Source organism: Singulisphaera photorubra (genome assembly GCF_045290345.1).
Classification (GTDB): Bacteria; Planctomycetota; Planctomycetia; order Isosphaerales; family Isosphaeraceae; genus Singulisphaera.
The window spans coordinates 4,242,472-4,266,970 of sequence record NZ_CP155447.1 but is presented as its reverse complement, the minus strand read 5'-3'; the positions used below and the strand labels follow the sequence as shown (position 1 = coordinate 4,266,970).

Below are 24,499 nucleotides of genomic sequence, written 5' to 3'. Positions count from 1 at the left end.
CTAAAGGCAAGGTCGTTTCGAAGATTAAAAATAGGGGCATTCTGCGTCGGCCGAGACGACCGGCCATTCTTCGAACTTTGGGTGCGTACCGACCGTCGGTCGAAATCGGGGAGAATGCCTCTCAGGCGGAATCCGCGGATTTCTCAGTCGTGGGCTCAATCAAACGTCCGACAACCGACTTACTGAAGGTCAGCTTGACTCCCCGGTCGTCGTCCACTCGCAGGACGATCCGATCTTGGTCCGGGTCAATTGAGGAGACGGTGGCGTAGAGCCCGCCGGTCGTGATGATCTTGTCGTTCTTCTTCAGCGAGGCGATCATCTGTCGTCGTCGCTTTTCCTGCTGTTGCGGGGGGCGAATCAGGATGAAGTAGCCCCAGACGACGAAGATGAGCACGTAAGGCAAAAGATTCAGGGTGCTCGAAACACCTTCTTTGGCGTTGGCTCCAGCAGGACCCTGGGCGAAGACCAATGGAATCGCGGCAAGCAAAAAAGGCATTGATTTGGTCCGTGGAATCTCGGGTGAAGATCGTGAGCGGTCGTTGCGCCGGATCAGACGTAGGCTCCGACACTCAAGCCCACCCCCCTCACCAGCAATCTAACCGCTATGGTCCCAGCGCTTCAAGAACTTCCAACCTGAATTGGACGAATCGCCCCTCGGTAATCGCCTCGCGGATCTGCCGGGTCAAGCGCTGCAGGTAAGCCACATTGTGGATCGACGCCAGGATTGGCCCGAGCATCTCCTTCGCCATGAACAGGTGACGCAGGTAGGCACGGCTGAAACTCCGACATGCCAGGCAATCACACCCCTCTTCAATCGGCCTCGGGTCGTGACGGTGCGCGGCATTGCGAAGCTTGACTTGCCCCGAACCGGTCAGGCAGGTCGCGTTGCGGCCGTTCCGCGTCGGCAGAACGCAATCGAACATGTCGATGCCGGTTGCCACGGCATCGAGAATGTCCTGAGGCCGTCCGACTCCCATCAGATAGCGGGGCCGATCCTCGGGAAGCCAAGGGGCCGTGACCCTCAAGGCCTCCCGCACCTGTTCGCGACTCTCTCCCACACTGACTCCACCGACGGCGTAGCCATCAAAGTCCATCGCGACGAGCGCCTCGGCGCATTCACCACGTAGGTCGGAGTGGCTCCCTCCTTGCACGATCCCGAACAGGGCCTGATCGCTTCGGGTATGGGCGTCCTTACAACGCCGGGCCCACCGCACGGTCCTTCCCACAGCGCTGGCGATCGTCTCCTTGGAGGCCGGGAGCGCCGGGCACTCGTCAAAACACATCGCCACATCCGCGCCGAGCGCTTCTTGAATCTGGACCGCCGACTCGGGGGAAAGCTGGAGTAATCGCCCGTCGATGTGCGATCGGAACGCCACCCCTTGTTCTGTAATTTTTGAGCGCGCAGCGAGGCTGAAGACTTGAAACCCTCCCGAGTCCGTCAGGATCGGGCCGTCCCACCCCATGAACCGATGAAGCCCCCCCAACTTGGCCACCACCTCTTCACCGGGCCGCAAGGCAAGGTGATAGGTGTTGGCCAGAAGCATGGAGGTGCCCGTGGCACGGAGTTGGTCGGGAGTCAGTCCCTTTACGGTCGCTTGCGTACCAACCGGCATAAATACCGGCGTTTCCACGGGACCGTGAGGTGTGGATAACCGACCCCGCCGTGCTAAGGAGGCGGGGTCGCGGAGCAAAACCTGGAATTCAACCGGTCGTGACAAAGGCGCGACTTACTCGTTCTTGAGTTTCAGGTTGAACTCGGTCAGCTTTTCGCGGACCTCGTTGAGTGAGGTCACGCCGAAGTTTTTGCACTCCATCAACTCGTCGCCGGTGTGAATGATCAATTCGCCGACGGTCTGGATTCCCAGCTTTGTCATGCACTTGCGTGCTCTGACCGAGAGATTGAGATCACTGATGGATTTGGCCAGAAGCGCCTTCTCCTCCTGGGAGAGCTCTTCGATCGGCTCGGCCCGCAAGTCGTTGGTGGCGCGTTCGCCCCCTTCGAGAGCCATGCCGAGACGAAGCCCCTTGGAGGTCATCATCTCCTTGATTTCAGAGAGCGACGTCTCTCCGAAGTTCTTGCTCGCCAGCAAGGCGGCTTCGGTCGTCCTGGTCAAGTCGCCCAGCGTCCGGATATTCATCTTCCGGAGGCAGTTTCGACTCCGGACGGAGAGCTCGAAGTCGGTGACCGGAATCTCGAGGAGCTGCTTCAGCACGGTAAATCCGCGCTCGGCTTCCTCGTCGTAGTACATGTCCTTGCTGGCGCGGCAATCCTTGAAGAAGAGCCGAGCGCGGGGATGGTTCGGGTCGAACGCGAGCACCTGGCGGTAGCAGGCTTCCGCTTCCCGGAACCGCATCTCGTCCTCGTAGAGCACTCCGAGGTTGATCAACGCCGCCAAGGGGACCGGAGGACGCTGGGTGCACCGCTTGTAATACTCAACGGCCGTCTCGTCGTTGCCGAACAGGTCGTTGATGTAGGCCAGCTCGAACAACGCACCGGTGTGGTCCCGATCAAGGCTGAGCGCCTTCTCGAACTCGACCGACGCGTCGGCCAACTCACCATCGGCCGCAAGCAGGCTGCCGCGCTGGTAGTGGTATTCGGCCGAGCTTCCGTCCAGATTCTCGAGTCCGCCCAGGATCGCCTGCGCTTCTTCAACGTGCCCGCCACGCCGCAAGGATCCCGCCCGATGGAGGTCCGCCTGCTTGGTGTCGTACCCTGCCGCCGAGGCCGCGGCAAACGCCAACGCCGCGTCCGACCAACGCTGGAGGTTCGCGAGCGCGATTCCACGATGGAAGTGAGCCAAGCCGACATCACCCGCCTTGTTGAGTTGCTCCAGCCCCTTCGTATAACGACCGAGCAGGACTTCGCCCAACCCGACTCGCAAGTAGATGTCGGGCTTCATGTCCTCTTTTTCACGCTCTTTCATGGCCGCGACGGCGTCGCGGAGCGTCCGGTATCGCGACGGGTCTCGGCCGAGGACCTCACGCAAGTCGGCCACGGCCGAGTGATCAAAAGGTTGGCGATCCAGGAGCGCCCTCACGTCGGTGGTCATTAACTCGGCCATCCGTCTCACTCTCCCTCAGCCATGGGCATGCCCACAGACGACTCATCTGGCTCACGCTGTCCCACCGATCGCCCCACGTGCAAAAGTGTGGGAACAACCTCTCGGCCTGGAACCGGTCGGAGGCAAACCATAGATTGTAATCATCGGCGCGGCGTTTGCAAGCTTAACGCGTGGCCAAATCCGGCGATGGGCGTGAGGAAGACCAAGGATTCAGGCTTGGATGATCGAGTGAAACTCGAGGAAGAGAGCGGGGCGCCTCGCTCTCGCTCCCCCCAGTTTTATCCCGAGAGTCAGGCGCCGCGCCGTTGGCGACGAAGGGTTCACCGCGTTCAGGATCGATTCCCTACCGGCTGGCCGGAAGATCGCTGAGTTTCAACTTTGTGGGATCGACCACAACATGCCGGATTTTCGTGCGGTTCCAAGTATAGGTGACATGCACGAGGCCGCCCGAAGCCTGGATCACGGCGGGGTAGGAAAATTCGCCCGGCTGATCTTCGAGAATCAACGCTGAGTGCCAGGATCGGCCGTCCTCGGAGACCGCGATGTTCAGAGGGCTTCGCCCCCGACGGGTATGATTGTACACAAGGAGCTGGCGGCCGTCGGCGAGCGTGACTCCGTCGATTCCCGAGTTGGGGTTGGGGAGAGTGGTCTCGGCGAGTTCGCTCCAGGTCTTTCCTTGATCCAAAGACCAGGACTCAACGACCTTGGCTTGCTTGCTCCGGGAGAGCGCTTGCAACCGGCCATCGCCATAGGACAAGAGCGTAGGTTGGATCGCACCAAATTTGATGCCGTCGTTGATCGGGCCGATCATTTCCCAGTGGCGACCGAGGTCTTTGGTGCGTTCAAAGTGGACCCTCCACCCGTGATCCTCCGTGCTCGAAGGGCAAAGAAGATCTCCCCCCGGCAACTGGATCGGCTTGTTCTTGATGGGCCCGAGGAACGGAGCCGGCAGCCGACGCGGGGCAGACCACGTTTTGCCCGCATCTTCGGAGGTGATCAGCATTCCCCACCAGTCGGAGGGAGTAGGACCCACCTTGTAAAAGAGGAGCAGCGGGCCCTCCTTGGGCTGGAACAGCACGGGGTTCCAGCACGGATAGCGCTTCTCCCCGTCGATCCCATTGGCCACTTCCACCGGCTTGCTCCAGGTCTTGCCATCATGGCTGGCGACCCAGATCCCGACGTCCGGCTTCCCTTCATCGGTCCCGCCGAACCAGGACGCGACGAGCCGCCCGTTTGATTCGGCAATCGTCGAGGCATGACATTTCGGAAACGAAGCCGAATCATAGATGAATTCAGACTTGGTAATGCCAGTCTGCTCGACCTGAGCGTCGGCTCCGAAGGTTTCCGAGGGACTCGCGGTGAACCCCGCCGCCATGGAAACAACGGTCAAGGCATATCGGAGCTTGAGAGGAAACATGGCTGTGACGTCCTCGCCCGCGACCTGATTCGTTCGATCACCGTCCTCGGCTCGATGCCGAGGCTAGGCCTTTGATGGCCATTGAAGCAGATAGGTGTAATCCGGGAAAGGAGTCGGCTCGCACCTTCCTCCAAAAAGAGCTCCCTCGGCCGAGCGAGACGGGCGCGCGGTCAAGCGACGCCCGTTTCGCACCTGGATTGGTCAGGGCTTGGCCGCGCTCTCCTTCGCCGGGTCGGCAGCCGTCGCCTGCCGCGTGGGCAGGCGTTTTTTGGGAATGCAGAGGGCCATTGAGCCGGCGACGGTGACCACATCGTACTTCCCTTGATAACCGATCAGTAGATGGGCAGCCCAATCCTCGAGTTGATAGTCCCGAACCAGCCAATCGACCATATCGCTGGTGGCCATTTTGAGACCATTATCGAGAGCGCTCGCAAATTCGGCCTGCGAGCCGATACTGATGATCTCATCCGCGGTCTCGACGCGCGGGCCGGAGAGCTTGACCCCTTTCTTGACCTGGACCACGAACTCCAGGTCCATGGTCGTTTCAATCCCCGTTCCTGTCGACTCGCCATCTCCCTGCAAGGCGTGACCGTCGCCCACGAACAAGAGTCCCCCCGGGTGGTTGACCGGCAGATAAACGGTGGCACCCTCGCCGATCTTGTTGTAATCAAGGTTGCCCCCATAGGAACCGGACGGTCCCGACGTGGGGGCGAAGTCTCCAGCCGCGGCGACGCCGATACAGCCGAGCATCGGTTGGGCGGGAAACTCCATCGTCAGCTTCTTGCTGACTGGCTCTCGAAGCCGAACCGTCTTGCGCTTGAGGTCGAGGTCCCAAGGGACCAGATTCGACCGTCCCTTGCGGACGAGGTCCAGCTTATAGGCCGACGGGTAAACGTTCTCGACGTGTTCCGGAGTCAGCGAGAACAAGCCGAGCCGGAAGCCCGACCATCCCCAGTCCCGATTCATGGCCAACTTTGTAATCGTCACGGCCAATGCGTCTCCCGGCTCGGCTCCTTCCACAAAGAAGGGGCCATTGAGCGGGTTGTACGGCTCGTGGCGTTGCACCCCTTTTTCATCCTGTCCGCCCGAATCGAGCGTCCGGGTCGAAACGGTCTCTCCCGGCTTGATCCGGCTGAGCACGGGGTGAGCGTGGGAAAAGGTTCGATAGTAGGTCTTGGGGATAATGGGCGCGACCTGGGCGGGCATTGCTGGAGAAAGAAGGGTCGCGAGGGCCAGGCTAAGCATCGATTCGACTCCGTGGTGAAGCGCGGTGAGTTAATAGTGCCCGTCGTCTTCGCCCCGATGCTATCGAACTCAACCTGGCTCATCCATGGCGAATCGGAGTCGATGAATCCCCTTGCTGCCGGTGTTGGCGGAACACACCCTCACCTGTGACTTACCTTGCCCGAATCCTGTGAGACGGGCAATGCTCCCAAGAGCCGATCCGTTTCGGTAGAGGGAGTGGTCCGTTGACCGGAACTCACCCTTATGTATTAAGTTAAAACGCGTATCAAGACGCGGTTTCACTTATGGGAGTTGAAGTATGGATCTCATTTTTGCGCTCTTCCAGGCATATTCGGCGGTGAAAGATGTCGCCCAGGTCTCCGGGAGTGTCTCGGATTGGGTCGTTGACGTGGTTAGCAAATGGACGCTCAGAAGCTCGACGGAGAAGATCGAAAAGCAGGTCGGGAAAATCGCGGTCGTGACCGACGCCGATATTCGTCGAGCCGCGGCCGAGGCTTTTCTTAACAACGCCAACTGCATAATCCCGGAAGCCAAACGCGAAGAGCTGATCGGCATCATGCTCAATATGGCGCGCAACGTCCGACATCGAAGCGCCTTCGGCTCGATGGACAGCAGCTACTTCAGGAGCGAACGACTCCTTGAAATACTCCTGCTTGGCGTCGAGCCCATCCGGCATCAGGGCGAGTTGGTCGCTCCAAACTCACCTTGGGTTCTCCGTCGCCACCTGGGAATGGGCAGCTTCGGTGAAGTCTGGATGGCGGAAAATCCTGGCTATCCAACCCCCCGGGCCTTCAAGTTTTTTACCAATGATCGTTCGGGTGAATGGCTCCGCCGTGAGCAGAAGAGCCTGGTCGCGATCTTGAAACGCCTTGGAGAGCACGACCATATTGTCGACTTCGAGGATGTGCAGACCGAAAACTGTCCGCACCCCTACCTTTCGCTCGAGTATCTGGGCGGCGGCTCGCTGGAAGAGTGGATCGTCAAGGATAAGTGCAATCGTCCCCGCTTGGAACCGCACGAGATCATTCGCCAGGTCGTCTCGGGCCTGGCCGCTGCCCACGCTCAGGAAATCGTCCACCGTGACATCAAGCCAGCCAATATTCTCCTGACGGAAGGATCGGATCCCCGCATCAAAATCGCCGACTTCGGGTTGGCCAAGGTCGTCAATTCGAAACGCGACGGCGGCTCGCAACTTGCCTCGCTCGCCGGCGTGGTCGGAACCGGACTTTATCTCCCTCCTGAGGCGCAACAGCGGGGGACGCTCCGAAAGCCAGCCCAGGATGACGTCTTCGCTCTGGGCATTGTTTGGTATCAGCTCGTGGTTGGTGCGATTGAACGGCCGCCGTACGACTTCGCCGAACGGCTTCGGTCGCATCAACTCGACTCACACACCATCGGTCTCATCGAGCGCTGCCTGGCCCACCCCGGCCGACGCTTCGGCGATGCCCAGGAGCTGCAGGCTGCCTTGACCGATATGGTGCCCCCCATCACCGAATACCTCCCTGGTGATCCTGATGTTCAGCACCTCGCCCGGGAGTATCTGTCGACGCTCTCGCGGTAAGGCTCGATCAAGTGGGGCCGAGCTCCTTCTCGGCCCCACTTGATCGTGCTGTTCCGTTCTCAGTCACGCTTGGCAACGAAGGGTCCGCTCCAGCTCGTCCTGGGGGACGTAAGGACTTTGAAGGCGAAGCAGTTCCCCTCCCCGCTTCCAGAAAAGGTCGCCGCGGCCGAGCAAGTGCTCGGCGTCGGGCGAGCCCAGGATCAGGTCACTCCCCGCCTTCGACGCCACTCGCAAGGCGATTCGCCCGGGGAGATTTTCCCGCAGGAGCGGCGTTATCACGTCCTTATCGGGCCGCTGCGTTGACAGGATGAGATGGATTCCAGCCGCCCTTGCCATCGCTCCGATCCGCTTCAAAAGTGCCGTCACGACTTTCTTGGACTCCTTGTCCTCGAGGAAGCTGGCGAACTCGTCGATGATCAGCACGATTCGGGGCAAGAGTTCCGGCGGCAACTCGGACACGTTGGCCAGTTTCTTCTCCTCCAGGATCCGGTAGCGTCGATCCATCTCGGCCATGCACTGCTCGATCAGCGGCAGGGCTTCATCGAGGCCAAACGCGACGGGAAACCTGAGGTAGGGACTCGCTCCCGGCAGGTTGAACGTGACCCGCTTGGGGTCGATCAGAACGAACTGGAGACGATCCGGATCGAGCCGGGCCGCGAGCGTCGCGATGGCGGCGCGGAGGAACTCGCTCTTACCGCTCCCGGTGGTTCCCGCCACCAGGAGGTGGCAATCCGACGGGTCGGCCAGGTTCAACCAGTGAGCGCGCCCGGCCACGTCTTGCCCGACGGGGAAGGCAGGCAGTCCGGCCAAGCCCGTAGGCGGATCCACCAGCGCGTTCGCGAGCGAGACGACCGCGCGTTCGGGCCGTTGGACGTCGATGCTGATACAACCCGCCTGCGACCCCACAATCGGCACGATTTTCAGGCCCAGCGAGATCCGAAGGTCGACCGCCTTATTGCAGACCCCCTTAAAGTTGGTCTTGCCGACCGGCCGGACCCGAAGCCTGGCAAACGTCGGACCGACTTCAAAGCCGTCCGGCTCGACCCCCTGCCCCAGCAAATGGAGCTTCTTGACGGCCTCGGCCAGCTTCTTCTCGGCCCAGGGCCCCAACTCGATCACGTCGCGAGTCGACGCGCCGGGGTGAGGTGCTTCCTCCTCCCCAACCGGGGGCGGAGTGTCGGGCTCCACGGTGGGCTCGGCGATCGGGTCGCCGGATGCGGTTGCGGTTGCGGATTCGGGTCCGGCCCCGGTCTTGCTTCCCATCGTGTCCGTCGGGGGCGGCTTGACTACTGGGCGCTTCCAATGGCCAAGCATTTTGAAGAGATCCAGGTGATCAATGACGCCCGTTTTGATGACCAGGTCCCGGCAGTCTTCCGCCGAAAGGGTCACATTGTTGATGACGAGTTCCCGCGCGTTCGCCCGATCGAGGAGAGCGGCCAGGCATTCCGTCGCGTGATACGTGAGCGGGTAGTCTTCGAGGGGCATCAGCCGGAGCTTGCCCGCATTATGACGGGCTTCGAAATCGGTCCGCGTCTTGGCCCCCAGTTCGAGATCGCGTTTCGGGTGAATCAGCAAGGCACCCGCAACCGGGGGCGCGGCCGATTCGAAAAGGGCCTTGAAGTAAAAGCTGAAGCTTTTCGACGCTTCGATCTTGGTCAGAGCCACAACGACGGTCTGGGACTCTTCCCCCGGCCCCGCTGCCAGGACAATGGAAGCCCCCGGGCGCCGGTTCGGGGCGTTTGCCTTGATCGCTTTGTCGCGAATATCGACAATCCGCACTCCGCCGAATTCACGCATCCGCTGGGCCGACTGCGCAAGCTTCAAGGATTCGAGCACTCCGCGATAGAGCCGATCCTCCTGGAGATTCTCCGCGGAACGCTCGGGGTCGTGGCGGATTGAATCGATCTCCTTGTTCCATTCCTGGAGAAACAACTGTGTTGTATCGACTCTTCCTGTCACGTTGGTAAGCTGAATCTCAATGTCTTGACCTTCCTCGATCCATCCCTCGAGCCGCTTACCGCATTCTTGGATCAGCGAGCGCGGTGTCGGGACATTTTCGCGGACCAGTTGCGTGATCGACGCTTCATCGAAGGGCCAAACCGCGGACTGATGACCATTCCGTCCAGGCCAAGGAGCCAACCGGCTCTTGATCAGTTGGATCGCCTGATCGGGTTTGAGATCATCGAGCATAATTCTACTGTTTTGCCTACAGCCGCAGATTGTTCTTCAATCGTGGCATAAGCTTACGAGAACGATGGAAATAAAACCGTGCGAGCTCGTTTCTTTGAAGCCATCGCGTGCTGCGACGACTCTGCATCAACGGATCGCTGGACTTTAAATATTCCGCGATCATGCTTGCGATCAATTGACGCATTTGCGGCGAGGTCAGCGCGGGGGTCCCGATTTTTCCCCCGCCGCGTCTCCTGATTCAGGAACCACGCGGCCAGCAGCGCCAGGGTTTGGTGATGATGCCAACCGAGCCAGTTCCTTACTTGATAGTCCCCCAAGCCCGACTCACTCTTCGCACGCTTGAAGCATTCCTCAACTCGATGTTCCGCCTTCGCCACTCGGGCCAATTCCTTCAGCAAAGTCTCAGACATTGTATTCGATAAATAATAATCATGCTTAAATTTTTCGTCCGATTGCCGCTCCCGCATGATGAACAGTAACTCCTCCGGACCCGTTCCACCCGTCGGCGAACGCGCCTGAACACGCCGTTTCACCACGTCCACTTTCAGTGGCCCTTTCTCAGCGTCCCGGACCTCGATCGTCGTCCAGGCGGACTCCGGCAACTGACCGCACCAGCGATCCAGACGCGAGAACGGATTCATGGGATATCGTCCGCGGCCCGAGTAGGCCGGCGGAGTTTCCTCGAGGTCGCGGACCAATGTGTTCGACGGGACTGCCAACAGATAGCGTTCGCCTCGGGCTCTCAAATCCAGGCGAAAACTAGCCGGGCGGCCCATCTCGTCGTCCCCCGTCACCCATGAGTGGGGCAGAAGAGATCCGTGCTCATCCAGCATCTCCAACGCCAATTCATGGCGGGTGCGAAACTTGGTCTCCTTGGGGACTCCGGCGGCTTTGCACCTCCGCCGATCTTTCGTCCATTCCTCATGAAGATAGAGACGCACACTAACAATTGCGTAATTTTTTCGCGATGCGTATGCCATGTAAATTCCGACCTGGCAATTCTCCACTTTGCCGAGTCGGCCGCACCACTGCCTCGCGACGCCCACCGACATGTTCCCCTTCTTGACGAAGGCCGAGGGATCGAACACGATCACTCCATCGGATTCGCCCAAGTCTTCGCCGATCTGGGTGGCCAGTGTCCTGAGCAGGGGCGCGTCGTCCCACGGGACCTGCCCGATAAACGTCTGGAGGCCTTGCCGTTCTTGGTCGAAGAGATAGGCGATCCCTTCACCTGTTTTGTGCTCGAGCCTCGAGAGGAGTCCGGTAAGATACTCGACCGTGTGCCGCTTCTGCTGGGGCACGGCCAGCGACGCCGAGAACGGTTGGACGAACGTCTCGAGGCGGGAAGAGAACCCGTCGATCAGCTTGGGATCGACCTCCGCCTGGGCCATCATCTCCTTCAAACGGCTCTTGTATCGCTGGTCCATTGTCAACTCCCTTCCGAAATACATCGGAGACGGAAGTAAATATTCCCAATACTCTTATAGTGAGTCAAGAGGCCAATACAGTAAAGATAAAGGAAGGTCGTTTAATCCTCATTTTGAGGGCATTAAACGCATTTTTGAAGAATTTCTCCCACTGATCTTCAAAACAACTCAGCACGATCTGGACGGGGACCGCCTGAAGCAAATCCATCAAGGACGAAGTTAACCGATTTATCGTGTCGGGATTATTTGCTATGAGCAATCCTTCGACCTGATCGCAGCAGATCATCATCGGCTTCGTATATCCGAAATAAGCGGGGATCGCCTCAAGGACTTCAAGAGCGGTCGGGCCAACTTCACTGAGGCCAAGCGCTCGCCGTTCCGCATCGGGTAAGTCTTGACCTTGAAGCCACCGTCGAGCGGTGACCGACCAGGGCGCAGGAGCCCAGCCCAGAGCGAGTGCTCGGACCACTCCTGCATCGTGCGGCACGACCTGGAGGAGCGAGTCGGCGAGCTTGAGAAATGGTCCCATCGTCTTGACCTGGTGAACCACTTCGAGCACGGCCTCGGGCGACTCTTCGAGTCGACGTTGCATCGGCTCGTGCCGAGCCGCCAGGGTCGGCGGCAGGTTGGCGAAGTAATCCGCGAACGCGGGCCGGCAAAGCCGGGCCAGGGCCATTTCCAGGGGAGAATACTTATGGGCGGAGATACGGAAGAGGGCTTCGACGACGTGCCAGCGAATGTGATCGAGAGGCGCGGTTTCTTCCTCGAAGGCCGGCACAAAGACAAAGAAGACATCCTGATCGACCAGATGCTCGATCCGCCCGAATAAGTGGGTCTTGCCATAACCAGGCGGTCCCGTCATCGCGGCGATCATCTGCCCCGGGTCGGGCTCCTCGCGACCTCGAAGTCGGCCCACCTCCTCGACGAGCCATTTCGTAATCCCCTGATTCAACTCCGGGACATCCCACTCCGGGCGAAAGTTCCGGCTGCTGTTCAGCCTGCTTTCGCGAAACGGGTTCTCTGAGGACATCGAACGGCTCCTATCGGATGACAATATAGAAGATGGTCTCGTTCATCCCCGGGATCGAATCATCGAGTTGTTGCTGCGTGGCGTCCCGGTTGTCGCTGATCGCGATCAAGCGAAGTTGGCCTTCACTGCGCATCTGCTTGATCAGCGGGTCGAACGTCGGATGTCCGGCGGCCGCAGCGCCATGATGTTCGGCGACCACCCGACGGACCTCGTGGATCGGAATCAGATCTTTGCCTGCGTACAGGTCCGACTGAAGCAAGGCAACGTAGTCGGCGATCGCGTCTGGCCCAAGCGGACGGGAATTCGTGGGCGAAACAGGCTCGGCGGCCCGCGATTCAAGCAACGCGGCGGGGAGCGGCGATGCCTGACGAGCGGCCGCGATCAGGGCATTGAGCGTCTCGCCGGTCATCGTGAAGCTGACCCCATCGTGCTGCTTGACCGAAGCGAGCGTCCTGGCGCCCGCTTCTCGATTCAAGCTGTAGCTCACGGAGTTGCCTCGCTTCTCCTCGACCAAGGCGCCCTTGTCGACGAGCATGGCGAGATGGTAATCCACGGTCACAGGGGCCGCTTTGACATCGAATTCGAGTTGGCCCATCGCCGCTCTGGTCTTGAGCCTTCCGTTGAGTTCGGATCGTGTGAGCTTCTGTTCCTTCGCCCGGAACACTTGCAAGAGGATGAACGCCTCCTGGGTTTGCAACTGTTCGTCGGCAAGATCAGGACGAGCTGGCCGGAGGAATTCCCTGCCCTTGTCAGTCAGGCGATAGGAGGCGTTCGGGCGGGGATGGGGACCCTCTTTTGCACTGCCGCTGAGAGTGATGAAGCCCTTTTCAATGAGGTCCGTGAGCGTTTGATTAGCATCAGTGATCCCGGCGCTGGCATTTTTCGTGGCCAGTTGCTTGAGCTTTCTCTTGAGGTCTCCCGCCAACAGGCGTCCGTCCGTCATTTTCTCAAAGATCCTCAGCACGTTGGACGGATGGGCCTCGATCAACGCTTCAGCCATGGATTCTCCTCATAAAAGCCAAGTGAATTTGCGTCGATCTTAACCGGCGAAATTTCAATAATCTATGATGTCGGGTTTCCGTAACCCACTCTTGTTTCCATATGATGGCTGTTGTGGGAACGAATGTGATTTGACGTTGTCCTGCTCAATGATGACACATTGGCCCTCTTGTCCGTGAACGATCAGGACCTTGAAAGGTGGTGATCCTCAGACGCAAGGGCGAACGTGATTCACGGAAAAAGAGCGTTGCAAATGGCGCGATTGGTCTTAGGATCAAAGGGCGAATCATCCGCTCCCAAAATGATCACCCCTTACGAGCCCAAGTCCCATGCGAACGTCGTGGCGAGCCAGTCTGAAGTGGATGACCTTGTTAGCGATCCTTGCGGGAACGCCCGCAATCGCCTTGGCCTTCGATCCGGAATGGACCGAACTGACGGGTGAGCGAGATTTCGCTGCGTGGAAGGGGCCGGCAGGTGACTGGTTTGTCGCGGGCAATGCGATATTGGACCCCTCGAATCCAAAACGACTCAAAGGGGAACCCGGCTCCGGGGTCATCATCAACGGAGCGACGGGCAAGACCAATAACTTGATCACCAAGGATGAGTACGGCGACGTCGAGGTGCACCTCGAGTTTCTCGTGCCCAAAGGCTCCAACTCAGGAATCAAACTCGAGGGCGTTTATGAAATTCAAATCTACGATAGCTGGGGGGTGAAAACACCCACGGGAAGCGACTGCGGGGGGATCTATCCGCGTGCCGAACTCAAACCCAAGTATCATCACATCGACGACGGCTACGCCCCCCGAATCAATGCCTCCCTCCCCCCCGGCGAGTGGCAGACCCTCGACTTGATCTTCCAGGCACCCCGGCTCGACGCTGACGGGAAGAAAGTGGCGAACGCTCGATTCGTCAAGGTCACCCTCAACGGAAAAGTGGTTCACGACAACGTCGAATTGCCCACTCCCACGGGCCACAATTGGACCAAGAAGGAAAAGGCCAAGGGACCGATTCTCCTTCAGGCCGATCACGGCCCGGTCGCCCTCCGCAACATTCGCGTCCGTGCCCGTTAGACGCCTTCTGCTTGCGCACAAATTGAAGTGGGACCAGGCATGGCCGGCGCCCCCCTAACATGCTAATACTTCAATAACTTTCCTCAGGAACTTATCGCTCCAGCCGCGGCGCTTCATGGCGAGGCTCTGCCGCTCGTCGGGGTGCTGCTTCAGGAGCGAGCGGATAAAGCGGTACCGCCAGGTGCGATTCGAGTCCAGCACCCGCTGGCGGATTCGCAGAGCTTGGATGTGACTTATCGCGAGGACGAGTCACGAATCCGGGACGGCGCTACGATGGAAGATGGCCTGGGCGGAGGATAGGGCTCCGTGGCGACCCGCCCCGAGCGCCGACCCAGGGGCCAAGACCGAAGGAGGGGCGGCACGATGCCGCCCAGTCTTCCCTTCGGGATTGGCACGAAAGCGGCAGATCCGGGCCCTTTGGCCAAACGTTCACTGCCTTATCTCCCAACCCCGTTTTCTCCATTTCACGCTGAACCATTACAGCCCGCCGTCCCAAGCTCGTTTGCTTGCGGGGACACCATCCCAAAAGCTCGGTTGATGGCGTCGGCGATTGTTCCACGTACGCGTCCGCTAAGAGTCTGTCTCGTAAGTTCAGGGAAACCGAAAATTGAAGGCCGTTTGGGTGCCACGGGTTCCGTAATCGGAACCCGTGCGCGCCAGGTCAAGGCATTCCCGCATGGGTTCCGAGTACGGAACCGCATGGCACCCAGCAGATCATTCAAAAGCTCCCGTGGGATTCACCTTCTGGGACAGACTCTAAGATTTTTGGCGGCGGAGAGGCAAAGTGTATGAATCAGGGCTCGACCGAGTAGTTAGATAGGTGGAGGCCCATGATGCCAACGGACGGAGCTTCGATGTGGGAACCAGCCCGATAAATATCCTCAGCCGAGACCTCCAGACGCTTTTCCGCGTGGGAACGGTCGGAGGACTCTCGGACGGTCAACTCCTGGGGCGTTTCGCTGCTCGTCGTGACGAGGCGGCGTTCGAGGCCCTCATCCAGCGTCACGGCCCGATGGTCTGGGGCGTCTGCCGCCGAATCCTCCGGGATCACCATGACGCCGAAGAAGCCTTCCAGGCAACGTTCCTCGTACTGGCTCGGAAGGCCCCTGCGATCGCCCATCGGGAGTTGGTCGCCAATTGGCTCTACGCCGTGGCGTACAAATCCGCCATGAGGGCGAGAGCCATGACCTCGAAGCGGCGGGCAAGGGAGCGGACGGTCACGGAGATGCCCGATCCCAGGACGGAATTGGAAGCAACGAGGGACGACCTGCTCCCTCAGCTTGACTGGGAATTGAGCCGCCTGCCCGCCAAGTATCGGGTCCCGATCGTCCTTTGCGAGTTGCAAGGTAAGACTCACAGGGAAGCCGCAGAGCACCTTGGCTGGCCCATCGGGACGGTCTCAGGGCGGCTGTCGAGGGGTCGAGCAATGCTGGCGAGGCGGCTGTCTCGGCCCGGCGAGAGACTCTCGGTCGGGTCGTTGGCGGTGTTGCTGGGCAGTGAAACGGCGTCGGCCACCATCTCGGCCAAGTTGAGAGGTCTCACGGATCGAGCCGCAAGACTGCCTGCGGCGACGCCATCGGTGACGGCGGGAATGGTCTCCGCCGAGGTGTCTGCCCTGGTGGAAGGAGTGCTGAAGTCGATGCTGTTGTCCAAGATCAAAATCGTCGCGGTGACACTTCTGGTAGGCTTCAATCTCGCGGGTAGTGGAATCGGACTCGCCTATCGGACAAGCACCGCGGCGGGTCCAAACGATTCGGTTGCCCTGCGCCAGATCGATCCAATCCCGAAGAAGAGCGTGGATCCGGGCAAGGGAGCGACTCCAAACATCGACAAGTCGGAGGAAGTCAAGCCCGCACTAAGCGAAGGTCCTCGAGAGCGAGTCAATGGGCCGGGAGAACTCGACCACCAAGTCGAGGTACCGGAGATCAAGAACAAGGAACTCACACAAAGGGAAGAGGCGATCGCTGCGGGCGTGATACAGGCCGAGGAAGCCGCGAAAGGAAAAACCCCTCAGCAAATCCAGGATTTGATCGAGGATTCTACGGCGGGGTGGAGGCAGAAGCGACTTGCATTCCATGCTATCCAGGCTGCAGTCCTCAGGTTGTCTAGGATCAGAACTGGGGACTCGAACCTTCCCTGGGACTCCGAGATTCTCAGGCTGTCGAGGGAAAAAGAGGAGGCCAACCTCGCCGGCGAAGTGGAGGCCGTCGTCGCGGGCGAAAGAGAAGTGGAGGAGGCTGTGAAAGGAAAAACGCCCCAGCAAATCCGTGTGTTTAGGATTCTGCTCAGGGAGAAGTGGTGGCAGAAGTACCTTGAGATCGGAGCCACAGAGACCGCCATCCGCAGGTTGGTTAAGATCTCGGCAGGCGAGGCGACCCCATTCCGGAACATCGCAATAGGTCGATCGCCGAAGCCTAAAGAAAAAGGCCATGCTGTGGAGGGCCAGCCGAAGGAGTGACGATCAGGCAGAGTCGTCGCGGGTTTCCCCTCGGGAGGCATTGTCAATTCTCGACGGGACGGCAAAAAGTCCGAAATCCATGAGTGCACCTACAATTTTCCCTGTGCTTTTTACACCTGGTCGGTGTTCAAATTAAACAATTGCCGTCCCGTTGACTTTCGACAACACCTCAAGTATCCCCCTCTCGATACCAGACTGTCACTACGAGTTGTTCCCGAAGGATTTCTTCGGTCACCGAGACGACGTTGATTGCACCGATTGAATTGGCGAACGGCTCAGCATCTTCCCGCAATTTTTCGCGGCATTTGTAAGTGCCACTGGAAGTCCACCAAATGCCTGTTGCTCTGAACGACTTGTGCTTCAGGACGAGCATCATCAACCGCCTTGTTCACCCAATCAAGGAGCGGAGAAGCGAGAACGCAGGAGTCTTTGTCGTCAAACCAAGCGAGACTGGCGGCTTGGGCCACTCTGCCCAGGCATAGCCTCTGACGGAGCCCCTGAGCATCACAGGAGTCATGGCGGCGACCAAGAGGAACAGGGCGGCGCTCACGGCTCACCCTGCCCCTTCAACTCGCGTGCTTTCCGACCTGTCAAGGAAGCGAGCGTCTCCAGGACAGGGCTCGCTCCTTGAGCGTTTTCGCGGCTTCGGGATGCCGAGCGGCGACGTTCGTCGTTTCGTTCGGGTCGCTTGCGAGGTCGTAAAGCTCCTCGTGAGTCCCGTCCGCATTGACGAGAAGCTTCCAGTTCGCGTCGCGCACGGCGACGTTCGGGCTGCGATCCCCCTGGCGTTTCGGATAGGCAAACGCCTTTTCATTCCGACCATACTCCCAGAAGAGGAGTTTCTTTCGGTCGGGCTGCGACTCGCCCCGAAGCGCCTGCGACCTGTCCTCACCGTCCAAGGACGCTTCCGAAGGGAGCGGGGTCTTGGCCAATGCGCAGAATGTGGGAAAGAGGTCGACGGCAGAGATCAGGGTCGTCTCGTCGACGCGACCGGCGGGAACCGAGCCCGGCCATCTTGCGATGAAAGGCAAGCGAATCCCCCCTTCGTAGAGGCTCATTTTGCTCCCGCGAAGGCCCACGGTGCGGTCCCCGTCGAACGTCGGCAGCGGACCGTTGTCGCTGGCGAAGACGACGAGCGTCTTCTCATCGAGGTGGAGTGCTTTCAACCCGTCAAGCAGGCGGCCAACCTGCTTATCGTTCTCGATCATCACCTCACGGAGGTTGCCGACGCGAGGCTCCCGGTCCGAGCCGGCCGAGGGAATCCAAGGGGTGTGCGGGTCGTCGAGCCAGAGGTTGATGTAGCAAGGCTTGGCCTGATTCCGCTGCAAGAAGTCAAGCGTCTTATCGACAAAGAATGCAGTGCGATCCCACCGCTTGACTTTATCCTTGGGCGACCAGATCCAGTTCGAGGCGGTGATGTCGGGATGGGGTTCGGGGCTCTCCCAGGTCCCCGCATGCTCGTCGTAACCGTAGGCGGCGAATTTGGGTGGAGCGGTCACATCGCGACCGCCCCCCAAATGCCACTTGCCGAAGTGGGCCGTGGCGTATCCCGCACTTTTGAGCACGCGCGGCAAAGAGGGAGCCTTGGGATCGAGAAAATCCGCCTGCTCGCACGCGCGGTTGCCCGCCTTGGTTTGCAAGTAACTGGTGATCTTCCAACGAGCGGGAAAACTCCCCGTGATGACCCCACACCGCGAGGGCGAACAGATCGGCGAGGCGGAATAATACTGGGTAAACCGCGTCCCTTCTTGCGCCATCCGATCAATATTCGGCGTGGGAACGATCTTGCCACCGTAACAGCCGAGGTCGCCCGGTCCGAGGTCGTCCGCGTAGAGAAAGACGATGTTCGGCGGGCTGGCCGACGGCGAGTGATCGATTTCCACAACACACGATGCGACCACCGCGACGAGAGAGAACAGAGGGTTCACGACTTATCTCCGGAGCGAGGCCGGGGCCTCCTGGTAAGAGCAGAAAGTCCTCATTGGATTGAGTCTCCACCGAAAGCCTGACGTGGATGTCGAGTCCTTCTTAGCAAGGATCAACGCCCAGGAACCGACCGCCGTCGACCCGGTAGGAGGCCCCCGTGGCGAAGTTCGTCCCTTCGAGGAGGTAGAGGATGAGCCGGTTCAGATCCCCCGGAGTGCCCACCCGTTTCAAGGGGGTCAAGGCGACGACAGCATCGCGATCAGCCTGGGAAAGATCGGGTGGTGGATCGATCATCGCAGGTTGGACCAGGTTCACGAGAATCTGCGGCGCGAGTTCCTTGGCAAGGGCGAGCGTCATCGTCGTGAGCCCCCCCTTCGCGACCAGATAGGGCAGGTACTGTTTGTAGGGCCGGTCAGTCGACCAGTCGCCGACACTGACGATCCGTCCCTTGATGCCGTCGTCCTCGTCCTGGGTGAGCATCTGCTTGGCCGCGAACACCGACGTATGATAGGGCGCGGCCAGGTTCGCGGCGATCATTGCATCAAAGTCGTCGGGCGTGACGCTCTCGAACGGGGTCCGGCGATAGACGCTCGCCATATTCACCAGCACGTCAAGCCGACCAAACCGGGCGACGACTTCGCGGATCGCGCGCTCGGCCTCGACGGCGCGAGAAAGATCGGCCCCCACCGCGAGTCCGTTCGCTCCTCGGGACTTAAGTGCACTCACCGTCGCTTCAATCGTCTCGCGGCTGGTGTGGTAGGTCATCGCAACGGACGCCCCTCGATCAGCCAGCATGCCCGCGAGCTCGCTGCCGACGCGTCTCCCGCCCGTAATCAAGATCACTTTGCCGGTCAAGCTGCTCATGCCCCCCTCCAGACGATCTCGGCGACGCCCGCACGATGATTGACGACCCGGGCCAGCACGAATAACAGGTCGCTCAGCCGATTGAGATAGATGATCAGGGCCCCGGGAACGTCTTCGCCGGGATGACGGGCAAGGGCAATCACCCGACGCTCCGCGCGGCGGCAGATCGTCCGAGCCAGATGAATCTGGGCGGCCGGGGCGGCTCCTCCCGGCAAGATGAACTGGGTCAACGGGGCCACTTCGGTCTCAAGGGCATCAATCAACTGTTCGAGAGCGGTCGCATGCTCGTCTTTGATGACCGAGTGATAAGGTCCCGTGGGGTTCGGGTCGGCGAGCGCGGAGCCGAGCAAAAACAAGTCATTCTGAAGTCGACCGACCAGGGAGTCGGCCGCCTCGTCAAGCCCGACGGCCCTCGCCACGCCAAGCGCGGCGTTTAACTCGTCGATCGTGCCGTAGGCTTCGATCCGAAGGTCATCCTTGAAGAGTCGGCCGCTTCCCAAGACTCCCGTGCGCCCGTCATCACCCGTTTTCGTATAAATCTTCACTGGCGAACCTTTCGGCTCCAGGTTAACGGAGGCATTGGCGATCCTTTGTCCACGACTTATACTAGGCGAGTCGCGTCGCCTCGGGAAGCCGGCGCAGGCTTGAACGCGTTCACTCTCCCTTCGTGCTTGACGGAGCTCACCCCTTGATGTTCTTCCTACTGACGCTGACCGCGCTCCTCGGTGCCGAGCCTGCCTCGTCACCAGCCGACGTCGCCGCTCACGAGGCCAAACACCTCAAGAACATCCGCCAGCTCACCTCGGGCTTCTCGAAGGCGGGCGAAGGCTATTTCCGGCCTGATGGGAAGGCCATCATCTTCCAGGCCGCCAAGCCCGGCGAGGACGACTACCAGATCTACACGCTCGACCTCGAGCCCGGGGCCAAACCCGTGATGGTCAGCACGGGCAAAGGCAAGTGCACATGCAGCTATTATCATCCTGATGGCAAGTCGATCCTCTTCGCATCCACGCACCTCGACCCGGCCCTCGCCGAGGCCGAGAAGTCGGACTCGAAGACGGCCAAAAAGCCAGCCTACAGCCGAAGCGAGCGATATCGCTGGGACTTTGATCCGGCCATGGACATCTTCCGGGCCGATCTCGATGGGTCGAACCTGGTGCGTCTGACCGAGACCCCTGGGTACGACGCCGAGGGGAGTTATTCGGCCGACGGCAAACAGATCATCTTCACCTCGTATCGGGATGCCGGCGACGCCGAGATCTACGTGATGGACGCCGACGGCAAAAATCCACGACGGATCACGAAAAAGGAAGGTTACGACGGCGGTCCCTTCTTTTCGCCCGATGGCAAAAAGATCGTCTATCGAAGCGACCGGAACAAGAACGACCTACTTCAACTCTTCCTCAATACGCCTGCCGGTGATGACGAGCGGGCTTTGACCAAAAACGACGCGGTCAACTGGGGCCCTTACTTCTTCAAAGACAGCCGTCATCTCGTTTATTCGACCAGCCTGCACGGCCATCAGAACTACGAGATCTACTGGATGGACAGCCAGACCGGGAATCAGGAACGACTGACCTATCGCGACGGCTTTGACGGCTTGCCGGTTTTCAGTAATGACGGCAAAAAAATGATGTGGACCTCCAAGGGACGAACCGCGGATAACACCAGCCAGCTCTTTATCGCCGACTTTGTCGAACCCTCGGACGCATCGGCGGCCAAGTAAGTCTCACTCCTTTTTTTCGACTCAGGATTTTTGATTCATGAATGCGAAAGACGTCATCCGCCAGACGCTCGGCCATAGTGAGCTGATTCTCAAGAACTACATCAACGACCTGGACGACGCGGAGCTTCGCCTCGTTCCCATCGACGGGATGAATTGCATCGCCTGGCAGCTTGGCCACCTGATTTCCTCGGAACGAGGGATGGTCGAAGGTGTCAAGCCGGGTTCGTGCCCTCCCCTGCCCTCGGGCTTCGCTGAGAATCACGGGAAAAACAAGGGGCAGGCCGACAACGCCGCGAACTACCTTTCCAAGGACGAATACATCGCATTGATCAAGGCACAGAGGGAGGCGACAATAGCTGTGCTGGAAAGCCTGAGCGACACAGATCTCGATGCGCCCGGCCCTGAAAACTTGCGTCGTATGTGTCCCACGGTCGGCTCCGTGATGCTCCTGACGGGAAATCATTACCTGATGCACCTGGGGCAGTTCGTCGCCGTCCGCCGCAAGCTGAATAAGCCCGTGACAATCTAAAGTGGTTGACTCTCGGGTTGGTTATCCCACGCCTTCGGCTTTTGATTCAACCGTCCGATAAAGCGCTCTAAAAACGAAAGCTTGATCATCGTGGGACCTGTCCCTGTGGAAATCCTTCGGGCGGTCGACGCAATCGACCCGCCCGACCTCGACTGGGCTGCCCGAGCGGCGTTGCGGCAATCACGGCTGACGATGCCGCCAGGGAGCCTCGGCCGATTGCTCGAGTTGGGTCGGCAACTCGCCTCACTTCAGCGCACGGAACGGCCGGTCGGCGAGCCTGCACTCGTTGCGGTCTTCGCCGCCGACCATGGCGTGGCCGCGAGTGGCGTGAGCGCTTATCCTTCCGAAGTCACGGGGCAGATGGTCGCCAACTACCTCCAAGGGGGTGCGGCTGTCAACGTCCTGGCACGACGGGCCGGGGCGACGGTCCGAGTCATCGACCTGGGAGTCGCCTCACTTCCCAAACACCTGGTCGGCCACGACCAACTGATCTCTCACCCCATCGCGGCGGGAACCAAGAACTTTTTGCTCGAACCCGCGATGACGCGGGACGAGGCGTTCCGAGCGGTGCTCGTCGGGATCCAACTCGCCGAGCAATGGACGAAGCCTGATGGGTTTCGCGTCATCGCGCTGGGAGAAATGGGGATTGGCAATACAACCTCCTCCTCGGCGCTCCTGGCAGCCCTGACCCTGTCGCCCGTCGATCGCGTCGTCGGTCGAGGCACCGGCCTGGACGATGCGGGTTACCAAAGAAAATGCCGGGTTATCGATGAGTCGCTGGCGATCCACGGTCCGAAGTTCGGCGACGTCTGGGATCTGCTGGCCCGGCTCGGAGGCTTCGAGATCCTCGGATTGGCCGGCCTCGCCCTTGGCGCAGCGCGAAACCGCTCGTTGATCGTGCTCGACGGTCTGATCAGCACCGTGGCTGGGCTAATCGCCACCCGGCTTTGTCCTTCGATTCAACATTATTTTGTCTCCTCTCATGTCAGTCCAGAGCCGGGACACCGGATCGCGCTGGCGGAGATCGGGCTCGCGCCGCTCCTCGACCTCGGACTGCGTCTGGGTGAAGGAACAGGTGCGGTCCTCGCCTTACCGCTCATCGCTTCGGCCGCCGATCTGCTCCGCGACATGGCAACCTTCGAGTCCGCCGGGATCTCCGGACCCGCTTGATCGGCGACTCAGAATTTCACTCTCGGGGAGAACGGCCTGATGCCCCTCGACCCACAGGCCAAAGCATTCCTGGAGCGTTTGCGTACGTCGCGAATGCCGAGCCTCGAGAGATTGCCCCTCCCACTGGCGCGGGCTGCTTTCACGACGACGATCCCCTTGGCCGGACCTCGTGAGGAGGTTGCCAGAGTGGAAGACCGGCCGATCCCAGGCAATCTTTCGGTCCGCATCTACACCCCCAGAGTCTCCCAGGGGAGCGCCCCTTGGCCCGCGCTCGTTTACTTTCATGGTGGCGGATGGGTCGTCGGCGGCCTGGACACGGTTGATGCTCCGTGCCGTCAACTGGCCAATGCGGCGGCGTGCACGGTGATCTCGGTCGCTTACCGACTTGCCCCCGAGCACAAGTTTCCGATCCCCGTCGAGGATTGTTTTCTGGCCACGCGGCACGTTGCTGAGCATGCGGCCGAGTTCAATATCGATCCTGCGAAAATCGCCGTTGGGGGCGACAGCGCGGGGGGCAACCTCGCAGCCGCGGTGACCCTGCTCGCTCGCGAGCGCGGGGGCCCGTCGCTCGCGTTCCAACTGCTCATCTATCCGGCGACGGACTCAACGCTCGACACACCATCGCATCGAGCGTTCGCAAAAGGCTTCATGTTGACCCGATCCGAAATCCAGTGGTTTCTACGACACTATCTCGTTCGCCCCGAAGAGGGGGAAAACCCACTGGTCTCAATCCTCAGAGCCAAAAGCCTGGCCGAGCTTCCACCAGCCTGCCTGATCACGGCGGAGTTCGACCCCCTGCGTGACGAAGGCGAGGCGTACGCCGCCAGGTTGCGGGCTTTTTCGGTGCCGGTGGAGCACAAGCGATTCGACGGAATGATCCATGGTTTCTTCCAGATGGCTGGCATCATGGATCAAGGCAAGACCGCCATACAGTACGCCGCCTCGGCTTTGAAAGCCGCCTGGACATGACGGCTTGAAGGAATTTTCAGGAATGCCCCAGGTTCTGATCGACAACCTCGACGATCCTCGAATCGCCAAATATCGCAACCTCAAGCGCACGAATCAGACGCGCGACGACGATCAGTTCGTTGTCGAGGGCGAAAAGCTTCTCGAGCGATTAGTCGAAAGTTCTTTCCCGCTCGCGTCCGTACTGGCGACCGAGCGACACGCGGCTCTGGTCGAGGCCATCATACCCCCCGACATTCCCTTTTATGTCGTCTCTCACGACTTGATCAGCGTGATCGTCGGTTTCAACTTCCATCGTGGGGTCCTGGCCTGCGGGTATCGCCGTCCCTGGCCCGAGCTGGCGGAGATTGTGGGACAAGGGGAGCGCTCGACGATCGTCGTCTGTCCGGAGTTGAACAACCCTGAGAACCTGGGGACGATCATTCGGATCGGGGACGTGTTCGGCGTCGACGCGGTACTCGTGGGTGGCTCGTGTCCGGATCCCCTCTCACGCCGGGTGCTTCGTGTGTCGATGGGCACCTCGTTGCGCCTGCCTGTGCTCGTTCGGGAAGATCTGGACCTCGAACTGAATCGGCTCCGCTCGGACTGGGGATTCGAGTTGATGGCCACAGTCGTCGACCCGCTGGCCGAGCCGTTCGAATCGGTGCAACGCACGGAACGACTCGCACTCTTCATGGGGAGCGAGAGCGAAGGCCTCGCTCCCCACTGGGTTCGCCAGTGTCAACGGCAAGTCACCATCCCGATGCGTCCCAATGCCGAATCCCTGAACGTGGCCGTGGCGGCTGGGATTTTTCTCTATCACTTCTCGCCAACCAAAGGGGGGGCCTGACGACCTCGACAGGCCTTGGTATGTCGTGCC

The 24,499-nt window shown here is 60.1% G+C and carries 21 protein-coding genes; 8 read left to right on the top strand and 13 right to left on the bottom strand.

What is annotated here, in order from left to right:
• Positions 1 to 121: 121 nt before the first annotated feature.
• From yajC to V5E97_RS16225, 5 genes are all read right to left on the bottom strand, one after another.
• Positions 122 to 496, bottom strand: a complete 375-nt coding sequence (gene yajC / locus V5E97_RS16245; RefSeq protein WP_406700345.1) for a preprotein translocase subunit YajC — start codon at positions 494 to 496, stop codon at positions 122 to 124.
• A gap of 106 nt (positions 497 to 602) precedes the next feature.
• Entirely contained in the window at positions 603 to 1,718 is a 1,116-nt protein-coding gene (tgt, locus tag V5E97_RS16240) for a tRNA guanosine(34) transglycosylase Tgt (RefSeq protein ID WP_406700344.1), read from the bottom strand.
• 9 nt (positions 1,719 to 1,727) lie between these two features.
• Entirely contained in the window at positions 1,728 to 3,062 is a 1,335-nt protein-coding gene (locus V5E97_RS16235; RefSeq protein WP_406700343.1) for a DNA-directed RNA polymerase subunit alpha C-terminal domain-containing protein, read from the bottom strand.
• 343 nt (positions 3,063 to 3,405) lie between these two features.
• On the bottom strand, positions 3,406 to 4,479 hold the full coding sequence (locus tag V5E97_RS16230) for a sialidase family protein (RefSeq protein ID WP_406700342.1): 1,074 nt from the start codon (positions 4,477 to 4,479) through the stop codon (positions 3,406 to 3,408).
• 201 nt (positions 4,480 to 4,680) lie between these two features.
• Complete coding sequence (locus V5E97_RS16225; RefSeq protein ID WP_406700341.1) at positions 4,681 to 5,724, bottom strand: acetamidase/formamidase family protein; 1,044 nt, start codon at positions 5,722 to 5,724, stop codon at positions 4,681 to 4,683.
• Positions 5,725 to 6,022: 298 nt separating this feature from the next.
• Between V5E97_RS16225 and V5E97_RS16220 the strand changes: the two genes are divergently transcribed.
• Entirely contained in the window at positions 6,023 to 7,285 is a 1,263-nt protein-coding gene (locus V5E97_RS16220) for a serine/threonine protein kinase (RefSeq protein ID WP_406700340.1), read from the top strand.
• Between the two features lie 63 nt (positions 7,286 to 7,348).
• Here the strand turns inward: V5E97_RS16220 and V5E97_RS16215 are convergent, their stop codons facing one another.
• From V5E97_RS16215 to V5E97_RS16200, 4 genes are all read right to left on the bottom strand, one after another.
• Positions 7,349 to 9,475, bottom strand: coding sequence for an FtsK/SpoIIIE domain-containing protein (locus V5E97_RS16215; RefSeq protein ID WP_406700339.1), 2,127 nt, complete (start codon positions 9,473 to 9,475; stop codon positions 7,349 to 7,351).
• 53 nt (positions 9,476 to 9,528) lie between these two features.
• Positions 9,529 to 10,902, bottom strand: a complete 1,374-nt coding sequence (locus V5E97_RS16210) for an IS701 family transposase (RefSeq protein ID WP_406700338.1) — start codon at positions 10,900 to 10,902, stop codon at positions 9,529 to 9,531.
• A 64-nt stretch (positions 10,903 to 10,966) separates the two neighbouring features.
• Positions 10,967 to 11,932, bottom strand: a complete 966-nt coding sequence (locus tag V5E97_RS16205) for a hypothetical protein (protein WP_406700337.1) — start codon at positions 11,930 to 11,932, stop codon at positions 10,967 to 10,969.
• 10 nt (positions 11,933 to 11,942) lie between these two features.
• Positions 11,943 to 12,932 carry a hypothetical protein gene (locus tag V5E97_RS16200; RefSeq protein WP_406700336.1) on the bottom strand — a complete coding sequence of 330 codons (990 nt, stop codon included), beginning with the start codon at positions 12,930 to 12,932 and terminating at the stop codon, positions 11,943 to 11,945.
• 328 nt (positions 12,933 to 13,260) lie between these two features.
• Here V5E97_RS16200 and V5E97_RS16195 point away from each other — a divergent pair, with 328 nt between their 5' ends.
• A complete protein-coding gene (locus V5E97_RS16195; RefSeq protein WP_406700335.1) occupies positions 13,261 to 14,001 on the top strand; it encodes a 3-keto-disaccharide hydrolase in 741 nt (246 codons plus the stop codon).
• Positions 14,002 to 14,794: 793 nt separating this feature from the next.
• Here V5E97_RS16195 and V5E97_RS16190 read toward each other — a convergent pair.
• Positions 14,795 to 15,121, bottom strand: a complete 327-nt coding sequence (locus tag V5E97_RS16190; protein ID WP_406701318.1) for a hypothetical protein — start codon at positions 15,119 to 15,121, stop codon at positions 14,795 to 14,797.
• Between V5E97_RS16190 and V5E97_RS16185 the strand changes: the two genes are divergently transcribed.
• Positions 15,014 to 16,459, top strand: a complete 1,446-nt coding sequence (locus V5E97_RS16185) for an RNA polymerase sigma factor (RefSeq protein WP_406700334.1) — start codon at positions 15,014 to 15,016, stop codon at positions 16,457 to 16,459. The genes V5E97_RS16190 and V5E97_RS16185 overlap by 108 nt on opposite strands.
• Before the next feature lie 590 nt (positions 16,460 to 17,049).
• Here the strand turns inward: V5E97_RS16185 and V5E97_RS16180 are convergent.
• The 3 genes from V5E97_RS16180 to V5E97_RS16170 all read right to left on the bottom strand — a co-directional run bounded on the left by V5E97_RS16180 (position 17,050) and on the right by V5E97_RS16170 (position 19,794).
• Positions 17,050 to 18,387 (bottom strand): sulfatase-like hydrolase/transferase, encoded by a 1,338-nt coding sequence (locus tag V5E97_RS16180; RefSeq protein ID WP_406700333.1) that lies wholly within the window; start codon positions 18,385 to 18,387, stop codon positions 17,050 to 17,052.
• 100 nt (positions 18,388 to 18,487) lie between these two features.
• A complete protein-coding gene (locus V5E97_RS16175; protein WP_406700332.1) occupies positions 18,488 to 19,249 on the bottom strand; it encodes an SDR family NAD(P)-dependent oxidoreductase in 762 nt (253 codons plus the stop codon).
• The gene (locus V5E97_RS16170) at positions 19,246 to 19,794 is read right to left on the bottom strand and encodes a cob(I)yrinic acid a,c-diamide adenosyltransferase (protein WP_406700331.1); all 549 of its coding nucleotides are present in this window, start codon (positions 19,792 to 19,794) and stop codon (positions 19,246 to 19,248) included. Before V5E97_RS16170 ends, V5E97_RS16175 begins: the two co-directional genes overlap by 4 nt.
• 146 nt (positions 19,795 to 19,940) lie before the next feature.
• Between V5E97_RS16170 and V5E97_RS16165 the strand changes: the two genes are divergently transcribed.
• From V5E97_RS16165 to V5E97_RS16145, 5 genes are all read left to right on the top strand, one after another.
• Complete coding sequence (locus V5E97_RS16165; RefSeq protein WP_406700330.1) at positions 19,941 to 20,975, top strand: hypothetical protein; 1,035 nt, start codon at positions 19,941 to 19,943, stop codon at positions 20,973 to 20,975.
• A gap of 37 nt (positions 20,976 to 21,012) precedes the next feature.
• The gene (locus V5E97_RS16160) at positions 21,013 to 21,504 is read left to right on the top strand and encodes a DinB family protein (RefSeq protein ID WP_406700329.1); all 492 of its coding nucleotides are present in this window, start codon (positions 21,013 to 21,015) and stop codon (positions 21,502 to 21,504) included.
• A gap of 90 nt (positions 21,505 to 21,594) precedes the next feature.
• On the top strand, positions 21,595 to 22,674 hold the full coding sequence (cobT, locus tag V5E97_RS16155; protein ID WP_406700328.1) for a nicotinate-nucleotide--dimethylbenzimidazole phosphoribosyltransferase: 1,080 nt from the start codon (positions 21,595 to 21,597) through the stop codon (positions 22,672 to 22,674).
• A 39-nt stretch (positions 22,675 to 22,713) separates the two neighbouring features.
• Complete coding sequence (locus tag V5E97_RS16150) at positions 22,714 to 23,643, top strand: alpha/beta hydrolase (protein WP_406700326.1); 930 nt, start codon at positions 22,714 to 22,716, stop codon at positions 23,641 to 23,643.
• A 22-nt stretch (positions 23,644 to 23,665) separates the two neighbouring features.
• Positions 23,666 to 24,469, top strand: a complete 804-nt coding sequence (locus V5E97_RS16145) for a TrmH family RNA methyltransferase (protein ID WP_406700325.1) — start codon at positions 23,666 to 23,668, stop codon at positions 24,467 to 24,469.
• The last annotated feature ends 30 nt before the right edge of the window (positions 24,470 to 24,499 follow it).

Excerpts from the sequence above, each read along its gene's own strand:
- yajC (WP_406700345.1), bottom strand. The coding sequence starts at position 496 with ATGCCTTTTTTGCTTGCCGCGATTCCATTGGTCTTCGCCCAGGGTCCT.
- V5E97_RS16235 (WP_406700343.1), bottom strand. The coding sequence starts at position 3,062 with ATGGCCGAGTTAATGACCACCGACGTGAGGGCGCTCCTGGATCGCCAA.
- V5E97_RS16230 (WP_406700342.1), bottom strand. The coding sequence starts at position 4,479 with ATGTTTCCTCTCAAGCTCCGATATGCCTTGACCGTTGTTTCCATGGCG.
- V5E97_RS16225 (WP_406700341.1), bottom strand. The coding sequence starts at position 5,724 with ATGCTTAGCCTGGCCCTCGCGACCCTTCTTTCTCCAGCAATGCCCGCC.
- V5E97_RS16220 (WP_406700340.1), top strand. The coding sequence starts at position 6,023 with ATGGATCTCATTTTTGCGCTCTTCCAGGCATATTCGGCGGTGAAAGAT.
- V5E97_RS16215 (WP_406700339.1), bottom strand. The coding sequence starts at position 9,475 with ATGCTCGATGATCTCAAACCCGATCAGGCGATCCAACTGATCAAGAGC.
- V5E97_RS16210 (WP_406700338.1), bottom strand. The coding sequence starts at position 10,902 with ATGGACCAGCGATACAAGAGCCGTTTGAAGGAGATGATGGCCCAGGCG.
- V5E97_RS16205 (WP_406700337.1), bottom strand. The coding sequence starts at position 11,932 with ATGTCCTCAGAGAACCCGTTTCGCGAAAGCAGGCTGAACAGCAGCCGG.
- V5E97_RS16200 (WP_406700336.1), bottom strand. The coding sequence starts at position 12,932 with ATGGCTGAAGCGTTGATCGAGGCCCATCCGTCCAACGTGCTGAGGATC.
- V5E97_RS16195 (WP_406700335.1), top strand. The coding sequence starts at position 13,261 with ATGCGAACGTCGTGGCGAGCCAGTCTGAAGTGGATGACCTTGTTAGCG.
- V5E97_RS16185 (WP_406700334.1), top strand. The coding sequence starts at position 15,014 with ATGGTCTGGGGCGTCTGCCGCCGAATCCTCCGGGATCACCATGACGCC.
- V5E97_RS16190 (WP_406701318.1), bottom strand. The coding sequence starts at position 15,121 with ATGGGCGATCGCAGGGGCCTTCCGAGCCAGTACGAGGAACGTTGCCTG.
- V5E97_RS16175 (WP_406700332.1), bottom strand. The coding sequence starts at position 19,249 with ATGAGCAGCTTGACCGGCAAAGTGATCTTGATTACGGGCGGGAGACGC.
- V5E97_RS16165 (WP_406700330.1), top strand. The coding sequence starts at position 19,941 with ATGTTCTTCCTACTGACGCTGACCGCGCTCCTCGGTGCCGAGCCTGCC.
- V5E97_RS16160 (WP_406700329.1), top strand. The coding sequence starts at position 21,013 with ATGAATGCGAAAGACGTCATCCGCCAGACGCTCGGCCATAGTGAGCTG.
- V5E97_RS16150 (WP_406700326.1), top strand. The coding sequence starts at position 22,714 with ATGCCCCTCGACCCACAGGCCAAAGCATTCCTGGAGCGTTTGCGTACG.
- V5E97_RS16145 (WP_406700325.1), top strand. The coding sequence starts at position 23,666 with ATGCCCCAGGTTCTGATCGACAACCTCGACGATCCTCGAATCGCCAAA.